14 protein-coding genes and 1 tRNA gene are annotated in these 16,104 nt (G+C 72.5%); 8 read left to right on the top strand and 7 right to left on the bottom strand.

The genetic code is table 11. The features are described from left to right. Positions 1 to 55 precede the first annotated feature (55 nt). Positions 56 to 820 (bottom strand): ABC transporter ATP-binding protein, encoded by a 765-nt coding sequence (locus tag AB0D94_RS17595; RefSeq protein ID WP_362052300.1) that lies wholly within the window; start codon positions 818 to 820, stop codon positions 56 to 58. Between the two features lie 429 nt (positions 821 to 1,249). On the opposite strand from AB0D94_RS17595, the gene AB0D94_RS17590 reads away from it, so the two are divergent. Continuing rightward, positions 1,250 to 1,331: transfer RNA gene (locus AB0D94_RS17590), tRNA-Leu, on the top strand. Positions 1,332 to 1,476: 145 nt separating this feature from the next. Further along, positions 1,477 to 2,334 carry a Bax inhibitor-1/YccA family protein gene (locus tag AB0D94_RS17585; protein WP_362052210.1) on the top strand — a complete coding sequence of 286 codons (858 nt, stop codon included), beginning with the start codon at positions 1,477 to 1,479 and terminating at the stop codon, positions 2,332 to 2,334. A 140-nt stretch (positions 2,335 to 2,474) separates the two neighbouring features. Here AB0D94_RS17585 and AB0D94_RS17580 read toward each other — a convergent pair whose 3' ends face one another. After that, positions 2,475 to 2,705, bottom strand: coding sequence for a DUF4287 domain-containing protein (locus AB0D94_RS17580; protein WP_362052208.1), 231 nt, complete (start codon positions 2,703 to 2,705; stop codon positions 2,475 to 2,477). 101 nt (positions 2,706 to 2,806) lie between these two features. Between AB0D94_RS17580 and AB0D94_RS17575 the strand changes: the two genes are divergently transcribed. Then, on the top strand, positions 2,807 to 3,145 hold the full coding sequence (locus AB0D94_RS17575; protein WP_362052206.1) for a hypothetical protein: 339 nt from the start codon (positions 2,807 to 2,809) through the stop codon (positions 3,143 to 3,145). On the opposite strand, the gene AB0D94_RS17570 is transcribed toward AB0D94_RS17575, so the two are convergent. The 3 genes from AB0D94_RS17570 to AB0D94_RS17560 all read right to left on the bottom strand — a co-directional run bounded on the left by AB0D94_RS17570 (position 3,129) and on the right by AB0D94_RS17560 (position 6,779). Further along, on the bottom strand, positions 3,129 to 3,941 hold the full coding sequence (locus tag AB0D94_RS17570; RefSeq protein WP_362052298.1) for a hypothetical protein: 813 nt from the start codon (positions 3,939 to 3,941) through the stop codon (positions 3,129 to 3,131). The two genes, AB0D94_RS17575 and AB0D94_RS17570, sit on opposite strands and share 17 nt — an antisense overlap. 385 nt (positions 3,942 to 4,326) lie before the next feature. Next, positions 4,327 to 5,547 (bottom strand): acetyl-CoA C-acetyltransferase, encoded by a 1,221-nt coding sequence (locus AB0D94_RS17565; RefSeq protein WP_362052204.1) that lies wholly within the window; start codon positions 5,545 to 5,547, stop codon positions 4,327 to 4,329. 218 nt (positions 5,548 to 5,765) lie between these two features. Further along, a complete protein-coding gene (locus tag AB0D94_RS17560; RefSeq protein WP_362052202.1) occupies positions 5,766 to 6,779 on the bottom strand; it encodes an SGNH/GDSL hydrolase family protein in 1,014 nt (337 codons plus the stop codon). Between the two features lie 135 nt (positions 6,780 to 6,914). Here AB0D94_RS17560 and AB0D94_RS17555 point away from each other — a divergent pair, with 135 nt between their 5' ends. Next, positions 6,915 to 8,300, top strand: coding sequence for a cystathionine beta-synthase (locus AB0D94_RS17555; RefSeq protein WP_362052296.1), 1,386 nt, complete (start codon positions 6,915 to 6,917; stop codon positions 8,298 to 8,300). A gap of 358 nt (positions 8,301 to 8,658) precedes the next feature. Here the strand turns inward: AB0D94_RS17555 and AB0D94_RS17550 are convergent, their stop codons facing one another. Further along, entirely contained in the window at positions 8,659 to 9,042 is a 384-nt protein-coding gene (locus AB0D94_RS17550; RefSeq protein WP_362052200.1) for a hypothetical protein, read from the bottom strand. Between the two features lie 165 nt (positions 9,043 to 9,207). Here AB0D94_RS17550 and AB0D94_RS17545 point away from each other — a divergent pair, with 165 nt between their 5' ends. Continuing rightward, complete coding sequence (locus AB0D94_RS17545) at positions 9,208 to 10,050, top strand: MurR/RpiR family transcriptional regulator (protein WP_362052198.1); 843 nt, start codon at positions 9,208 to 9,210, stop codon at positions 10,048 to 10,050. A 163-nt stretch (positions 10,051 to 10,213) separates the two neighbouring features. Here AB0D94_RS17545 and AB0D94_RS17540 read toward each other — a convergent pair whose 3' ends face one another. Beyond that, entirely contained in the window at positions 10,214 to 11,578 is a 1,365-nt protein-coding gene (locus tag AB0D94_RS17540) for a diaminopimelate decarboxylase (protein WP_362052196.1), read from the bottom strand. Positions 11,579 to 11,682: 104 nt separating this feature from the next. Between AB0D94_RS17540 and hutU the strand changes: the two genes are divergently transcribed. From hutU to AB0D94_RS17525, 3 genes are all read left to right on the top strand, one after another. Continuing rightward, positions 11,683 to 13,347 (top strand): urocanate hydratase, encoded by a 1,665-nt coding sequence (gene hutU / locus AB0D94_RS17535; protein ID WP_362052194.1) that lies wholly within the window; start codon positions 11,683 to 11,685, stop codon positions 13,345 to 13,347. A gap of 107 nt (positions 13,348 to 13,454) precedes the next feature. Continuing rightward, on the top strand, positions 13,455 to 14,645 hold the full coding sequence (locus AB0D94_RS17530; protein ID WP_362052192.1) for an allantoate amidohydrolase: 1,191 nt from the start codon (positions 13,455 to 13,457) through the stop codon (positions 14,643 to 14,645). Then, positions 14,636 to 16,000, top strand: a complete 1,365-nt coding sequence (locus tag AB0D94_RS17525; protein ID WP_362052190.1) for a formimidoylglutamate deiminase — start codon at positions 14,636 to 14,638, stop codon at positions 15,998 to 16,000. Before AB0D94_RS17530 ends, AB0D94_RS17525 begins: the two co-directional genes overlap by 10 nt. Positions 16,001 to 16,104: the final 104 nt, after the last annotated feature.

Genomic DNA, 16,104 nt, shown 5'->3' with positions numbered 1-16,104 from the left:
CGGGGGCTTCCGAGGGCGTGCTGCGGGGCCGCGGGGCGGTCCCCGGCCGGCCGGGTCAGCTGGTGCGGCCCTTGGCGTCGAACGCCTTCATGCGGTCGAGCACGCCGTCGGCGGTGGGGCTGAGCACCTCGTCGACGATCCGGCCGTCGGCGAGGAAGATGACGCGGTCCGCGTAGGAGGCGGCGACCGGGTCGTGGGTGACCATCACGACGGTCTGGCCGAGCTCGCGGACGGAGTTGCGCAGGAAGCCGAGGACCTCGGCGCCGGAGCGGGAGTCGAGGTTGCCGGTGGGCTCGTCACCGAAGATGATCTCGGGGCGGGAGGCCAGGGCGCGGGCCACGGCCACGCGCTGCTGCTGGCCGCCGGAGAGCTGGGTCGGGCGGTGGGAGAGGCGTTCGGAGAGGCCCACCATGGCGATCACGGAGTCGAGCCACTGCCGGTCGGGCTTGCGGCCGGCGATGTCCATCGGGAGCGTGATGTTCTCCAGGGCCGTCAGGGTCGGCAGCAGGTTGAAGGCCTGGAAGATGAAGCCGATCTTGTCCCGGCGCAGCTGGGTGAGCTGCTTGTCCTTGAGGGAGCCCAGCTCGGTCTCGCCGATGCGGACGGAGCCGGAGGAGAAGGTGTCCAGTCCGGCGACGCAGTGCATAAGGGTGGACTTGCCGGAGCCCGAGGGGCCCATGATCGCGGTGAACTGGCCCTGGGCGAAGTCCACGGAGACGTTGTCCAGGGCGACCACCTGGGTCTCGCCCTGGCCGTACACCTTGGAGAGGCCGGTGGCGCGGGCGGCCACGGCCTGGGTGGTGTGCGGGGCGTAGTTCATGGTGGTCACGGAAGCGACTCCTGTCGGGACTGGGGTTGCGGTACGGCGGATCGGCGGGACGTTCCCATCGTCGCCGCGCCCACCCCCGCTCGGGATCAGCCGAGGTGCCCGTTCTCCGGCCCACTGGAGTCTGATCACCGGGCCGCCCGTGTCCTCCTCTGGTATGACAGGAGCCCTGAGGGCGGCCGGAGCCGCGGGGTGGCGCGGAGGGGTGGCGCGCGGGGTGGCGCGGGCCATCGAAATCCCGTCAATCCCGTACCGGGGGTGATCGCCGCCCGGAACGGGCCGACCGCGCATTCTCGGGTCTGACGGCCCCTCAAGCGCCAATAAAATCAGACAACATCGGATAGAGCGCCCGATGGCGGCCACGGTCTTCCGGATAGGCTCGGCGCAGTGTTCACGGCTTTTCTACGGGGGCCACTTCGCCCTGCCCGGATGGTGGAATGCAGACACGGCGAGCTTAAACCTCGCTGGCCCTCGGGCCGTGCCGGTTCAAGTCCGGCTCCGGGCACTCCGCAGCTCTCGCGCGGCTCCTCGTATATCCCCTGCGCTTCGCCGTGCCTTCTCCTAAGATCCTCCTCCAGCAGTAGGGTGCTTTCTTTGCGAGCGCATTACTCTTGTTGCAAGGCTGCGCACGGTGGCCATGGAGGAGTGAGATGAGGAGCAGTAACCCGGTCTTCTCGCGACGGGGGTTCAGCCGCGACAACGGTGGCTACGCGCAGTTCGATGCGCAGCAGCACCAGCAGGCCGGGGCCGCGACCAACCCGTACGCGACGAACCCGTACGCGACCGACCCGACCACGGGTATGCCGCAGGCGGCGCCGCGCACCAATGCGATGACCATCGACGACGTCGTGAGCCGTACGGCCATGACGCTCGGCACGGTCGTCCTGACGGCGACCCTCGCCTGGGTCCTGCTGCCGGTCGACCCCGCCAACCTCGGCAAGTCCTACGGCATCGCCATCGTCGCGGGTCTCGTCGCGTTCGCCCTGGCGATGGTCCAGGCCTTCAAGCGCAAGGCGGTCCCGGCGCTCATCCTGGGCTACGCGGCCTTCGAGGGTGTGTTCCTGGGCGTCATCAGCGCCGCCGTCAGCACGTACCTGAGCCCCGGCGTGGTCATCCAGGCCGTGATGGGCACGATGTGCGTCTTCGCCTCCGTGCTCTTCGCCTACAAGATGGGCTGGATCCGCGTCACCCGCCGTTTCTACGGCTTCGTGATGGCCGCAGCCATGGGCTTCATGCTGCTCATGGTCGCGAACCTGCTGTTCTCCGTCTTCGGCGGCGGTGACGGCCTCGGCTTCCGCAGCGGCGGCCTCGGCCTGCTGTTCGGCGCCATCGGCGTCATCCTCGGCGCCTGCTTCCTCGCCCTCGACTTCAAGCAGGTCGAGGACGGCGTGGCGTACGGCGCCCCGCGCGAGGAGGCGTGGCTGGCGGCCTTCGGCCTCACCATGACCCTGGTGTGGATCTACATGGAGATGCTGCGCATCTTCTCGATCCTCTCGGGCGACGACTAGCAGGACCCGGCCGGACCGGCAGCAGCCGTCCGGTCGGCCCGCAGCACCGGGAAGGCCCCGCGAGCACACCGCTCGCGGGGCCTTCCCGCGTTCCTGGGCGACAGGGGTCGGGGACTGGAGTCGGGGGTGGGAAGCAGGGCTCAGCCGAAGCGGCGTGCGGCTCTGCGCAGGTCGTACTCGTGGATGATCGCCTTGGCCTGGCCGTACGACAGCTCGTGCGCGCCGAGGAGCCAGCTGACCTTCTCCTCGAACCGGACGAGGGAGGGGCCCTCGTCGACGGCGCGGAGCCAGTCGGAGATGTCACGACCGGTGGTCCGGGGGATTCTGTCGATCATGTTGCGGTGGGTCTGCTCGGAGAACTCTACGGACATGGGCGCCTCCGGAGGTATCGCCGTGCTGTTCTCTTCACGACACCGTGCCGGAGAGTTCGCCCGTTGGCAATGGTGCCCGGGCGGCGCGTAAGGTCGGCCGGGTGCTCGATACTTCACCCCTGACCGCCGTCGTGGAACGTTTCGCGGACTGGCTGCGGGCCGCCCCGCAGAGCCGCCTCCAGCAGGGAGCCGCCGCCGTGGCCCTGGAACTGGCCCGCGAGCTCTCCGCCACGGCGCAGGGGCTGGAGCAGGGCGGCCCGGTGCGCCGGATGCCGGAGGCGGGCCTGTTCGTCGTCGGGGACCAGGTGGCCGTGGCCGGGCTGGACCTCGCCGAGGCGCTGCGGACCGCGCCGGACCGGGACGGCACGACGGCCCCGTCCGAGGTGCTGGACGAGGCCGTGCGGCTGGTGGAGCAGGCGGAAGTCAGAGCGAGGCGATGACGCGGTCCGCGAGGATGTAGACGTTGCTGTCGGGGTCCTCGGCGTCACCGCAGGAGAAGGTCAGCGCGTACGCGCCGGAGATGCCCGAGCCGCCCAGCAGGACGGGCGCGGTGCCCGAGCGCAGGGCCTCGGCGAGGCGTTCGGCGGTCTCCCGGTGGCCCGGGGTCATGCACAGCGTGGTGCCGTCGGTGAAGACGTACACGTCCAGCGTGCCCAGCGGGCCGGGGCGGACGTCCGCGAGGGCCGTACGGGCCTCCGCGAGCTCCTCCAGGCGGTTCACCGTGCGCTCGTGGTCGGCGCCGGGGTGCGACTGGACCGGCACGAAGTCCGGGTGCGAGGGGTGGCGCCGGCGGGCGGCGGCCAGTTCGGCCGAATCCTCGGGGTAGGCCGGGTACTCGTCCACGACCTCGTCGCCGAGGATCTGGTCCAGACCCACCATGTCGGCCTGCCGGGGCAGGAAGACCGGGGCGTCCTCGCCGAGCCCGGGCAGACCGCCCAGCAGGGACGGAGCGTCGGCGGCGTCGCGGGCCTCCTGAGCGGCCCAGAAGGCGCGCGCCTCGGCCAGCTCGCGCTCACGCTCCTCGGCCAGGGCTTCGGCCACCGCGGCTCGTATCTCCGCGGCGGGGGACTCCACGGCGTGGCGGGCGTGCGGGACGGTCGCACCGCGCGGGTGCACCGGTCCGGCCAGCTCACCGCGCAGGGCCGTGACCTGCTTGCGCAGTCCGTGTACGGCGTGCAGCGCAGCAGCGCCCACGGCCGTGGCAGCGGCCGTGGTCAGCAGCAGGGCAAGAGACATGGCGCTCACTGACTAACTCCCGTTGTGATTCGATCCCCCGACTTCCTACATCAGAGTGTCCTGACCTGGGAATGGCGTGCAGTGCATTACGTCACGAATTGGACAGGGCTTTGGTCACACCCGTCCCATGCGTACCGGCGTTGACCTGCGGAAATACCTCTCCCCCAGGACATAGGTCACATCCTGGGGGAGATTCGGTCACAGATGGGCCGCGACGGGATTAGATTCTGCGTCAGTACGCAGGTCAGCGGCGGTCCGGCCCAGCCGCCGTGTTCCCCCGGTCACTCAGCTGAGCCGCTCGCATCGTCGGTCGCGCTGAGCCTCGCCACCGCTGCGGGCAGGTGCCGCCCTCGTGCCTCGGGCGACCCCTACCCTCCGCTCCGGCTCAGCTCAGCCGCTCGATGACCATGGCCATGCCCTGGCCGCCGCCCACGCACATCGTCTCCAGGCCGAACTGCTTGTCGTGGAACTGGAGGCTGTTGATCAGGGTGCCGGTGATACGGGCGCCGGTCATCCCGAACGGGTGACCGACGGCGATGGCCCCGCCGTTGACGTTCAGCTTGTCCAGCGGGATCTCCAGGTCGCGGTAGGACGGGATGACCTGCGCCGCGAAGGCCTCGTTGATCTCGAAGAGGTCGATGTCGCCGACCGTCAGGCCGGCCCGCTTCAGGGCCTGCTTCGACGCCTCGACCGGGCCCAGGCCCATGATCTCGGGGGAGAGGCCGGTGACACCGGTGGAGACGATCCGGGCCAGCGGGGTCAGGCCCAGCTCCCGCGCCTTGGTGTCGCTCATGATGACCAGCGCGGCGGCGCCGTCGTTCAGCGGGCAGCAGTTGGCGGCCGTGACCAGGCCGTCGGGGCGGAAGACGGGCTTGAGGCCCTGCACGCCCTCCAGGGTGACGCCGGCGCGCGGGCCGTCGTCGGCGGAGACGACCGTGCCGTCCGGGGTGGTCACCGGGGTGATCTCCCGCTCCCAGAAGCCGTTCTTGATCGCGGCCTCGGCGAGGTTCTGCGAGCGGACGCCGAACTCGTCCATGTCCTGGCGGGTCACGCCCTTGATCCGGGCCAGGTTCTCAGCGGTCTGGCCCATCGCGATGTACGCGTCGGGGACCAGGCCGTCCTCCCGCGGGTCGTGCCAGGAGGAGCCCTCGCTCTCCGCCACGGCGGCGGTACGGGCCTCCGCGTCGGCGAAGAGCGGGTTGTGGGTGTCGGGCCACGAGTCCGAGTTGCCCTTCGCGAACCGCGACACCATCTCCACACCGGCCGAGATGAAGACGTCGCCCTCGCCCGCCTTGATGGCGTGCAGCGCCATCCGGGAGGTCTGCAGCGAGGAGGAGCAGTACCGGGTGATCGTGGTGCCCGGCAGGTAGTCCATGCCCATCTGCACGGCCACGATGCGGCCGAGGTTGTTGCCCTGCTCCCCGCCCGGCAGGCCGCAGCCCAGCATCAGGTCGTCGATCTGGCGCGGGTCCAGCTCCGGGACCTTGGCGAGCGCGGCCTGGATGATCGTGGCGGTCAGGTCGTCCGGGCGGACGTCCTTGAGGGAACCCTTGAAGGCACGCCCGATGGGCGAGCGGGCAGTGGAAACGATGACGGCTTCGGGCATCGGGGCTCCAAGGGTGCGACGTTGCGGGACCGCATGCGAAGTTACCGCCCCGTACGGTCGAGGTCACCGGCCGGGAGGTGTGATGCCCGTCGCTCCCGCGGGGTCTGCGGTCCCGGGCCGGGCCCGTACGACTGTGCGGCGCCGCTGCTGGGGCCCTGCCCCGGACCCCGCTCCTCAAACGCCGGAGGGGCCGGAGGCGCCGGGCACCGCGGAGCGAACTACACCGGGTCGGAGACCACCGCGGCCGGCGACGACAGGTCCTCGGCCTGGACCCGCCGGCGGCGGCGGTGCTTGAGGAGTGCCCAGGGGCCACGGGCCGCCGTGACCTCCGTACCCGCCTCGCCCGCGGCGGCGGACGCGGCCTTCGCCACCGGGAGCATGTCCTCGTCCCGCGACACGTCCAGCCGGTCGGACTCGGGCCACAGACCGAGCGCCGCGCACAGGGTCGGCAGCATGGCCATGGCGGCGGTCGCGTACCCCTCCGCCGACGGGTGGTAGGAGTCCGGACCGAACATCTCGCGCGGGTTCGCGGCGAACTCGGGGCCCAGCAGATCCCCCATCGAGACCGTACGGGCACCCAGCGCGACCACCCCTATCGTCTGCGCGGCGGCCAGCTGGCGCGAGACCCGGCGGGCCACCCAGCGCAGCGGCTGGTACACCGGCTCGATGGTGCCCAGGTCCGGGCAGGTGCCCACGACGACCTCGGCCCCCGCCAGGCGCAGCCTGCGGACCGCCGAGGTCAGCAGCCGCACCGACTGGGTGGGCGGCATCCGGCGGGTCACGTCGTTCGCGCCGATCATGATCACGCACACGTCGGGGGCGGGCGCGTCACCTTCCAGCAGCAGGCCCACCTGCCGGTCCAGATCGTCCGACATGGCCCCCGACTGAGCCACGTTGCGCAGCTCCACCGGCCGCTCGGCCACCGCCGCCAGCCCGGAGGCCAGCAGGGCCGCGGGAGTCTGCCGGGCCCGCCGTACGCCGAGACCCGCCGCCGTGGAGTCGCCCAGCATCCCCAGACGCAGCGGGCCGGGGCTCTGTTCGGGCCCGGAGAACTCGCTCCCGTACAGCCCGTCCGCGCGGGGCGGCTCCCCCAGTCCGGTCCCCACCGTCCGCTTGGCGAACTGCACCTCCGCCAGCACCAGTCCCACCGCGGCGGCCCCGACCAGCCCGATTCCGCCCCCGCCGTACGCTGCCCCCGCCGCGATCCGGCGGGCTGTCCTCGCTCTGGACACTCTTCAGGCCACCTCGCTTCCTGACTGAGCCTCGTTTGACCTACCTGCCCCGTACGGACGGTCGGCCAATCCCTTTCCGCATACTCTGGCCGGACCTCCCGGAGAACCCGTGGAGTCCCCTCCTTGGAGAACATGGTGCAATTCCACGACTCGATGATCAGCCTCGTCGGCAACACCCCGCTGGTGAAGCTCAACCGTGTGACCGAAGGCCTCCAGGCCACCGTGCTGGCCAAGGTCGAGTACTTCAATCCCGGCGGATCCGTGAAGGACCGGATCGCCGTACGGATGATCGAGGCGGCCGAGCAGAGCGGAGCCCTCAAGCCCGGCGGCACCATCGTGGAGCCGACCAGTGGCAACACGGGCGTAGGACTCGCCATCGTGGCCCAGCAGAAGGGCTACAAGTGCATCTTCGTCTGCCCTGACAAGGTGTCCCTCGACAAGATCAACGTCCTGCGCGCCTACGGCGCCGACGTGGTGGTCTGCCCGACCGCCGTCGACCCCGAGCACCCGGACTCGTACTACAACGTGTCCGACCGCCTCGTGCGCGAGACCCCGGGCGCCTGGAAGCCCGACCAGTACAGCAACCCGAACAACCCCCGTTCGCACTACGAGACCACCGGTCCCGAGCTGTGGGAACAGACGGACGGGAAGATCACCCACTTCGTCGCGGGCGTCGGCACCGGCGGCACGATCTCCGGCACCGGCAACTACCTGAAGGAGGTGTCCGGCGGCAAGGTCAAGGTCATCGGCGCCGACCCCGAGGGCTCGGTCTACTCCGGCGGCTCCGGCCGCCCCTACCTCGTCGAGGGCGTCGGCGAGGACTTCTGGCCGACCGCCTACGACCCGAACGTCACCGACGAGATCATCGCGGTGTCCGACAAGGACTCCTTCCAGATGACCCGCCGGCTGGCGAAGGAAGAGGGCCTCCTCGTCGGCGGCTCCTGCGGCATGGCCGTCGTCGCCGCCCTGCGCGCCGCCGAGGGCCTGGGCCCGGACGACGTCGTCGTCGTCCTGCTGCCCGACAGCGGCCGCGGCTACCTCAGCAAGATCTTCAGCGACGAGTGGATGGCCGGCCACGGCTTCCTGGAGGAGGCCGGGCCCTCCGCGCGCATCGGTGACGTGCTGGCCGACAAGGAGGGCGGCATCCCCTCCCTGGTCCACATGCACCCCGAGGAGACCGTCGGCCAGGCCATCGAGGTCCTGCGCGAGTACGGCGTCTCGCAGATGCCGATCGTGAAGCCGGGCGCCGGACACCCGGACGTGATGGCCGCCGAGGTCATCGGCTCCGTGGTCGAGAAGGAACTCCTGGCCGCGCTGTTCGCGCAGCGGGCCTCCCTCGGGGACCCGCTGGAGAAGCACATGAGCGCACCGCTGCCGCAGGTCGGCTCCGGCGAGCCGGTGGCCGAGCTGATGTCGGTGCTCGGCGAGGCGGACGCGGCGATCGTGCTGGTCGAGGGCAAGCCGACGGGTGTGGTCAGCCGTCAGGACCTGCTCGCCTTCCTGGCCAAGACCGCGAAGTAGCAGCCCGCGGTACGGAGCCGCGCGCGGCCGTCGCGCAAACGGTACGGGCCCGACACGTGACGGCAGCACCGGCTTAACACGGCTCCGGCACAGTGGTGTTCGTCGGCGGGGAAGCCCGGGCAACCGGATCCCGGCCGGCACACCGAACGGCGTTGCGTACCCCGGAGCGGCTCCCGGACCACGTGGACGCCACGGACGCGGACGGCCCTGACCCGGCCGTGTCCAACGCGGGGACCGCCGTCGTCCCGCCCCCGGGCAACCGGGGTGCGGCGGTCCCCGCGCACTCCTCTTTCAGGCTCGGTTCGCCTCCGGGACGCCTGTTGCCGGCTCGGCTCACTCGCCCCTGCGGTGTGAAGGGTCAGGCGGAGGTGTGCCGGCCTCCGCCTGACCGGAGCCGTTTGCCCGCGTGGATGAAGTTCACACCCACGATGCCGATCCAGGCCACCAGCAGACCCGCGAAGTGCGCGTGGGCGGCGGCGATGGCCGAGAGCGGGATCGCCAGGACCAGGGAGACGATGGCGAAGCCGAAGCGCTCGCCGAAGTTCCCGTCCGCCGGATCGGGGCGGTGGCCGCCGCCGCGCGCGGCGGAGAGGCGTTCCTCGGCGAGCCGGCGCCGGACCTGCGTGTCGACCTTCTCGACGAACGAGTCCACGAGCGCGGCCTCGTACTCCGGACCCAGCTCCCGCCGGGCTTCCAGCGTGGCGTCGAGTTCCTTCTTCAGCTCTCGGGCGTGCGCGTCCATGGCCCCACCGTAGGAACCGCCGCGTCCCGCGGCACTGGGGCTAGCCCCCGTATCCCGCCGGGCCCCGCGTCCCGCGTCTCGCGGACCGGCACCGGCTTGCCGAGCTGCATAACCGCATGCAGAGTGCTCCGTGACTGAATAAATCACCGGGACGGAGGGGACGGGATGAGCGACAGCCCGGCCGCGCGGTTGCAGAAGCTGTTCGAGGGCCACCGGCTGACACCGACCCAGCGGCGGATCGCGCACTGCATGGTGCGCGGTGCGGCGGAGGTGCCCTTCCTGTCGAGCGTGGAGCTCGCGGAACTGGCCGGGGTGAGCCAGCCCTCGGTGACCCGGTTCGCGGTGGCCCTCGGCTTCGACGGGTACCCCGCCCTGCGCCGGCACCTGCGCGAGGTGGCTCCGGCGGAGCGTGCGGGCGCCGCGCCCGAGGACGCGTACAACGAGTACCAGCAGGCCGTCCAGGGCGAGATCGAGAACCTGCGGCAGCTGGCCGCGGTGCTCGCCGACCCCGCGCCGGTCCAGGAGGCGGGCCGGCTGCTCGCGGCCTCGGTCCCGCTGCCGGTGCTGGGGCTCAGGGCGGCGTCCTCGCAGGCGCGCGGCTTCGCGTACTTCGCCGCCAAGGTGCATCCCGACGTACGGCTGCTCGACGAGGGCGGCTCGATGCTTGAGGACCGCATCGACGCGGCCCGCTACGACGGCGCCACGGCGCTGCTCTGCTTCGCGCTGCCCCGCCACCCCCGGGAGGTCGTGGAGACCCTCGAACGCTCGCGCAGGGCCGGGCTGACCGTGGTGACGGTCGCCGACTCGGCCTTCGCTCCGGTGGCCCGCCACTCGGACCTGCTGATCCCGGCCCCGGTCGGCACGGGTCTGGCCTTCGACACGGCCTGCGCGCCGATGCTGCTGGGCCGGGTCCTTCTGGAGGCCATGGCCGACGCGCTGCCGGACGCGCAGGCGCGGCTGGAGGCCTTCGACGCCAGGGCCGCTGCGCGGGGGCTGTTCGTGGAGTAGCACCTGCGGCGCCGCTGCCGGGGGCCCTGCCCCCGGACCCCCGCGCCTCGAACGCCGGCGGGGCTGGATCTTTCAGCCCGTCCGGCGTTTGAGGACCGGGTCCGGGCAGAGCCCGGGAAACGGCGAAAGGGCGGGGCGGGGAGAGGCTCCGCGCAGCGGCGGGCTAGCGCAGGGCGTCCCGGAAGGCACCGCCCGCCTCGGCGACGATCTCCGCGAGGCTCTGCGCCGGGCGCGCGAGGCTGAAGCGGACCTCGTCTGCCCCGGTCACGGCGAAGCCGTGCACCGCCGGGCGGGGCAGGCTGTTGTAGCCGTAGTGGGCCGTGAAGAAGTACGCCCCGGTGTCCGGGACGCCGATCAGGTCGCCGGGGGAGAGCCGCGGCAGCTCCCGGCCCGTGGCGAGGAGGTCGCCCGCGAAGCAGGCCGGGCCCGCGACGTCCTGGGCGACCGGGTCGCCGGTCTTCGGGGCGCCCTTCGCGTCGTACGCCAGGATCCGCAGCGGCCACGCCGCCGGGGCGTAGACCGTGCGGGTCGCCAGCTGGACGCCGGCGTGGGTGAGCGCGATCGGGCGGGCCCCGGTGGTCTTGGTGTACTCGACCCGGGCCAGGACCAGGCCGTGCTTGGCCAGCAGGGACCGGCCGAACTCCGTCACCAGGCCGTACGAGCCGTCGAACAGGGCCGGGGCGGCCGCGCGCAGGGCGGCCACGTACTCCGGGTAGCCCGGGGTGTGGTCGTCCGAGGCGAAGTTCACCGGGAGGCCGCCCCCGATGTCGAGGGTGTCGACCTGGCGGCGTCCGGCCGCCGCGTTGATCTCCTCGGCCAGCGCGTGCAGTTCCCGTACGCCCTCGGCGATCAGGGGCAGCGGGACGCCCTGGGAGCCCGAGTGGGTGTGCAGGCGGGTCAGCCACGGCCGGTCCAGGTAGGCCCGTACCAGCCATGCGCGCGCCCCGGGATCGCGCAGCGGGACGCCGAACTTCGAGGTCGCCGTGGCGGTGGACAGCGCGTCGATGGCGCCCGCCCCGGTCTGCGGGTTGATCCGGATCCCGACCGGGGACGAGGTGGGCGCGGCGGCGACGAGCGCGTCGAGGCGGTCCAGCTCCTGCCGGTTGTCGGCGTTGACGGCGATGCCCAGGGCCAGGGCCTCGCGCAGTTCGGCGGCCGTCTTGGCGGGGGAGTCCAGGACCGTCCGCTCCGGCTCCACCCCGGCCGCCCGGGCCAGGGCCAGCTCGCCGGGGCTGGCCACCTCGCAGCCGAGACCGGCGTCGGCGAGCAGCCGCAGCACCGGGACGAGCGGGGCGGCCTTGACGGCGAAGGCGTGCAGGACGGGGGTGCCGGGCGGCAGCGCGGCCGCGAAGGCGCCGGTCAGGGCGGCGGCCGAGGAGCGGATCCCGGCCGTGTCCAGCAGGCAGGCCAGCGGCTCGGCGGTGTCGGCGCCGCCGACGAGGCCCTGCTCCACGGCGGCCCGTACGGCCCGGTCCCGGCGCGCGGCGGCGCCCTCCGCGTCCGTCGGCGTGTGCGTCTCGGCAGCCATGACCGCCATCCCATCATCCGACGCCGCCGCCCGCAGCTGTTGACTGAATCTATTCAGGGCGCGAGGATGTGAATGGATTGACCAACATCGGAGGAGGCACCGCCATGTCAGGACCCCGCCCCGTACGGGCCGCGCGAGGCACCGAGCTCAGCACCCTGGGATGGCAGCAGGAGGCCGCGCTGCGGATGCTCCAGAACAACCTCGACCCCGAGGTCGCCGAGCACCCCGACAAGCTGGTCGTCTACGGCGGCACCGGCAAGGCCGCGCGCGACTGGCGCTCGTACGACGCGATGGTCCGCACCCTGCAGACCCTCAAGCAGGACGAGACGATGCTGGTCCAGTCCGGCCGCCCGGTCGGCGTGATGCAGACCCACGAGTGGGCGCCGCGCGTCCTGCTCGCCAACTCCAACCTCGTCGGCGACTGGGCCAACTGGGAGGAGTTCCGCCGCCTGGAGCACCTCGGCCTGACCATGTACGGCCAGATGACGGCCGGTTCGTGGATCTACATCGGCACCCAGGGCATCCTCCAGGGCACCTACGAGACCTTCGCGGCCGTCGCTGCGAAGAAGTTCGGCGGCACCCTTGCCGGCACCATCACCCTCACCGCCGGCCTCGGCGGCATGGGCGGAGCCCAGCCGCTCGCCGTGACGATGAACGACGGCGTCGCGATCTGCATCGACGTCGACCCGCGCGCCATCGAGCGCCGCATCGAGCACCGCTACCTGGACGTGAAGGCCGACAGCCTCCAGCACGCCCTCCAGCTGGCCGTCGAGGCCCGCGACGCCCGCAAGCCGCTCTCCATCGGCCTGCTCGGCAACGCCGCCGACCTGCTCCCGCAGATGCTGGCCGAGGGCGCGCCGATCGACATCGTCACGGACCAGACCTCCGCGCACGACCCGCTCGCCTACCTGCCGACCGGCGTCGACTTCGAGGACATGGCCTCCTACGCCGCCAAGGACCCGGCCGGCTTCACCACCCGGGCCCGCGAGTCCATGGCCAAGCACGTCGAGGCCATGGTCGGCTTCATGGACGCGGGCGCCGAGGTCTTCGACTACGGCAACTCCATCCGCGGCGAGGCCCAGCTGGCCGGCTACGACCGCGCCTTCGCCTTCCCCGGCTTCGTCCCCGCCTACATCCGGCCGTTGTTCTGCGAGGGCAAGGGCCCCTTCCGCTGGGCCGCCCTGTCCGGCGAGGCCTCGGACATCCACAAGACCGACAAGGCGATGCTGGAGCTCTTCCCGGAGAACGAGTCCCTGCACCGCTGGATCAAGATGGCCGGCGAGCGGGTCCACTTCCAGGGTCTGCCCGCGCGCATCTGCTGGCTCGGCTACGGCGAGCGCGACAAGGCCGGCGAGCGCTTCAACGACATGGTCGCGAGCGGCGAACTGGCCGCCCCGCTGGTCATCGGCCGTGACCACCTCGACTGCGGCTCGGTGGCCTCCCCGTACCGCGAGACCGAGGCCATGCTCGACGGCTCCGACGCCATCGCCGACTGGCCGCTGCTCAACGCCATGGTCAACGTCGCCTCCGGCGCCTCCTGGGTCTCCATCCACCACGGCGGCGGCGTCGGCATGGGCCGCTCCATCCACGCCGGCCAGGTCACCGTCGCCGACGGCACCCCGCTGGCCGGCGAGAAGATCCGCCGGGTGCTCACCAACGACCCGGGCATGGGCGTCATCCGCCACGTCGACGCGGGCTACGACATCGCCGAGTCGGTCGCCGACGAGCGCGGCGTGCGGGTTCCCATGCGCGAGGGTGACTCCGCGTGAGCGAGCCGGATTCAGCCTCGCCGGCGTTTGAGGCGCGAGGGTCCGGGGGCGGAGCCCCCGGGAACGGAGGAAGGGCGGGGCGGGGAGAAAGCAGCTCGTTCCACGCCATGTGGGCCGAGCTCGCGCCCATCGGCCGCCACGCCGACTCCGGCGGGTACCGCCGCTACGCCTGGACCGGGGCCGATGCCGACTGCCGGACCTGGTTCCAGGAGCAGGCGCTGGCGCGCGGGATGACGTACGAGACCGACCGCAACGGCAACCAGTGGGCCTGGCTCGGCGACCCCCTCGCGGGGGACGCCGTGGTCACCGGCTCCCACCTGGACTCCGTCCCCGACGGCGGGGCCTTCGACGGCCCCCTCGGGGTGGTGTCCTCCTTCGCGGCCCTGGACGAACTCCGCAGGAGGGGCGCGGAGTTCGCCAGGCCACTGGCCATCACCAACTTCGGTGACGAGGAAGGGGCCCGCTTCGGCCTCGCCTGCGTCGGCTCCCGGCTCGCCGCCGGACAGCTGACCAAGGAGAAGGCGTACGAGCTGCGCGACGCCGAGGGCATCTCCCTGCCCGAGGCCATGGAGGCCGCCGGGTACGACCCCGAAGCCATCGGGGCCGACCCCGAACGCCTGGGCCGCATCGGCGCCTTCGTCGAACTGCACGTGGAACAGGGCCGGGCCCTGGACCTCTCCGGGGACCGGGTCGGCATCGCCTCGGCGATCTGGCCGCACGGCCGCTGGCGGTTCGACTTCCGGGGCGAGGCCAACCACGCCGGCACCACCCGCCTCGTCGACCGCCGCGACCCGATGCTCACCTACGCGGCGACCGTGCTGGCCGCCCGTACGGAGGCGGCCCTCGCCGGGGCCGTCGCCACCTTCGGGAAGATCTCCGTCGAGCCCAACGGGGTCAACGCGATCCCGTCCCTGGTGCGCGGCTGGCTCGACTCGCGCGCCGCCGACCAGGCCACCCTCGACACGGTCGTCACCGCCATCGAGAAGGCCGCCCACGAGCGCGCCGGCCAGGACGGCATCGACCTCGCGGTCGTCCGGGAGTCCTTCACCCCGGTCGTGGAGTTCGAGCACGCCCTGCGCGACGAGATGAACCGGATCCTGGGCGGGTCCGTCCCCGTCCTCGGCACCGGGGCGGGACACGACGCCGGAATCCTCTCCGCGGCCGTCCCGACCGCGATGCTGTTCGTACGGAACCCGACCGGCGTCTCCCACTCCCCGAAGGAGTTCGCCGCGGAGGACGACTGCGTGGCCGGAGTCCTGGCCCTCGCCGACGTACTGGAAGGACTCGCATGCAGTTGAAGGGGCACGCGGTGACCGCGCACAAGACGTACTGGCTGGAGCACGCCTGGCTCGGCACCCACGTCGAGCCGGGCGTCGCCCTGGAGGTGTCCCCGGACGGGCGGATCGCCGCCGTCCGGACCGGGGCCCCGACCCCGCCCCCCGGCGCCGAGGTGCTGCGCGGCCTGACGATCCCGGGCCTCGCCAATGCGCACTCCCACGCCTTCCACCGGGCCCTGCGCTCCACCGTCCAGGTGGGCAGCGGCACCTTCTGGACCTGGCGCGACTTCATGTACAAGGTCGCCCAGAACCTCACCCCCGACAGCTACTTCGCGCTCGCGCGCGCCGTCTACGCCGAGATGGCGCTGGCCGGCATCACCGACGTCGGCGAGTTCCACTACGTCCACCACGCCCCCGGCGGAGCCGCCTACGCGGACCCGAACGCCATGGGCGAGGCCCTGATCGAGGCGGCCGCCGCGGCCGGCATCCGCATCACCCTCCTGGACACGGCGTACCTCTCGGCCGGTTTCGGGGAGCCGCCCAACCCGCACCAGCTGCGCTTCTCCGACGGCACCGCCGAGGCCTGGGCGCAGCGGGTGAGCGACCTCAAGCCGCGCGAGCACGCTCTGATCGGCGCCGCGATCCACTCGGTCCGTGCGGTGCCCGCCGACCAGCTGGCCACCGTGGCCCGCTGGGCCGAGGAACATCAGGCCCCCCTGCACGTCCACCTCTCGGAGCAGACCGCCGAGAACGAGGCCTGCCAGGCCGCCCACGGCCGCACCCCCACCCAGCTCCTCGCCGACCACGGGGTGCTCGGCCCGCGCACCACCGGTGTCCACAACACCCACCTCACCGACGCGGACATCGCCCTCCTCGGCGGGACCACCACCGGCACCTGCATGTGCCCCACCACCGAACGCGACCTCGCCGACGGCATCGGCCCGGCGGTCCGCCTCCAGCAGGCGGGCAGCCCGCTGTCCCTCGGCAGCGACAGCCACGCCGTGATCGACCTGTTCGAAGAGGCCCGCGCGATGGAGCTGAACGAGCGCCTGCGCAGCCGCACCCGGGGCCACTGGACGGCGAACGCCCTACTCACCGCCGCCACCGCCGACGGGCACGCAGCCCTCGGCCGGCCCGACGCGGGCCGCCTGGAGCCGGGCGCGCTCGCGGACTTCACCACCGTCGCGCTGGACTCCGTACGGACGGCGGGGGCGGTGCCCCGTCTCGGCGCCGAGACGGCCGTGTTCGCGGCCACGGCCGCCGATGTCCGGCACACGGTGGTCGGCGGCCGCCACGTCGTCCGCGACGGGCACCACACCCTGGTCCCCGACGTCCCGTCGGCCCTCGCCTCCGCCATCGCCGCCCTCCGCTCCTGACCGTGCCGTCTGCGGCGGGCCTTCTCCCCCACCCCGCCCCTTCCCGAACCGGGGCTCCGCCCCAGACCCCGCGCCTCAAATGCCGGCGAGGCTGAATCCTTCAG

Origin of the sequence: Streptomyces sp. NPDC048255 (genome assembly GCF_040652415.1) — a bacterium.
Classification (GTDB): domain Bacteria; phylum Actinomycetota; class Actinomycetes; order Streptomycetales; family Streptomycetaceae; genus Streptomyces.
The sequence above is the reverse complement of the archived record's forward strand: the minus strand, read 5'-3'. Positions and strand labels throughout refer to the sequence as shown.

Bases quoted from the DNA above. Each gene is read 5' to 3' on its own strand.
- hutU (WP_362052194.1), top strand. From the start codon at position 11,683: ATGTCAGGACCCCGCCCCGTACGGGCCGCGCGAGGCACCGAGCTCAGC.
- AB0D94_RS17525 (WP_362052190.1), top strand. From the start codon at position 14,636: ATGCAGTTGAAGGGGCACGCGGTGACCGCGCACAAGACGTACTGGCTG.
- AB0D94_RS17540 (WP_362052196.1), bottom strand. From the start codon at position 11,578: ATGGCTGCCGAGACGCACACGCCGACGGACGCGGAGGGCGCCGCCGCG.
- AB0D94_RS17580 (WP_362052208.1), bottom strand. From the start codon at position 2,705: ATGTCCGTAGAGTTCTCCGAGCAGACCCACCGCAACATGATCGACAGA.
- AB0D94_RS17585 (WP_362052210.1), top strand. From the start codon at position 1,477: ATGAGGAGCAGTAACCCGGTCTTCTCGCGACGGGGGTTCAGCCGCGAC.
- AB0D94_RS17550 (WP_362052200.1), bottom strand. From the start codon at position 9,042: ATGGACGCGCACGCCCGAGAGCTGAAGAAGGAACTCGACGCCACGCTG.
- AB0D94_RS17565 (WP_362052204.1), bottom strand. From the start codon at position 5,547: ATGCCCGAAGCCGTCATCGTTTCCACTGCCCGCTCGCCCATCGGGCGT.
- AB0D94_RS17570 (WP_362052298.1), bottom strand. From the start codon at position 3,941: ATGTCTCTTGCCCTGCTGCTGACCACGGCCGCTGCCACGGCCGTGGGC.
- AB0D94_RS17595 (WP_362052300.1), bottom strand. From the start codon at position 820: ATGAACTACGCCCCGCACACCACCCAGGCCGTGGCCGCCCGCGCCACC.
- AB0D94_RS17530 (WP_362052192.1), top strand. From the start codon at position 13,455: ATGTGGGCCGAGCTCGCGCCCATCGGCCGCCACGCCGACTCCGGCGGG.
- AB0D94_RS17545 (WP_362052198.1), top strand. From the start codon at position 9,208: ATGAGCGACAGCCCGGCCGCGCGGTTGCAGAAGCTGTTCGAGGGCCAC.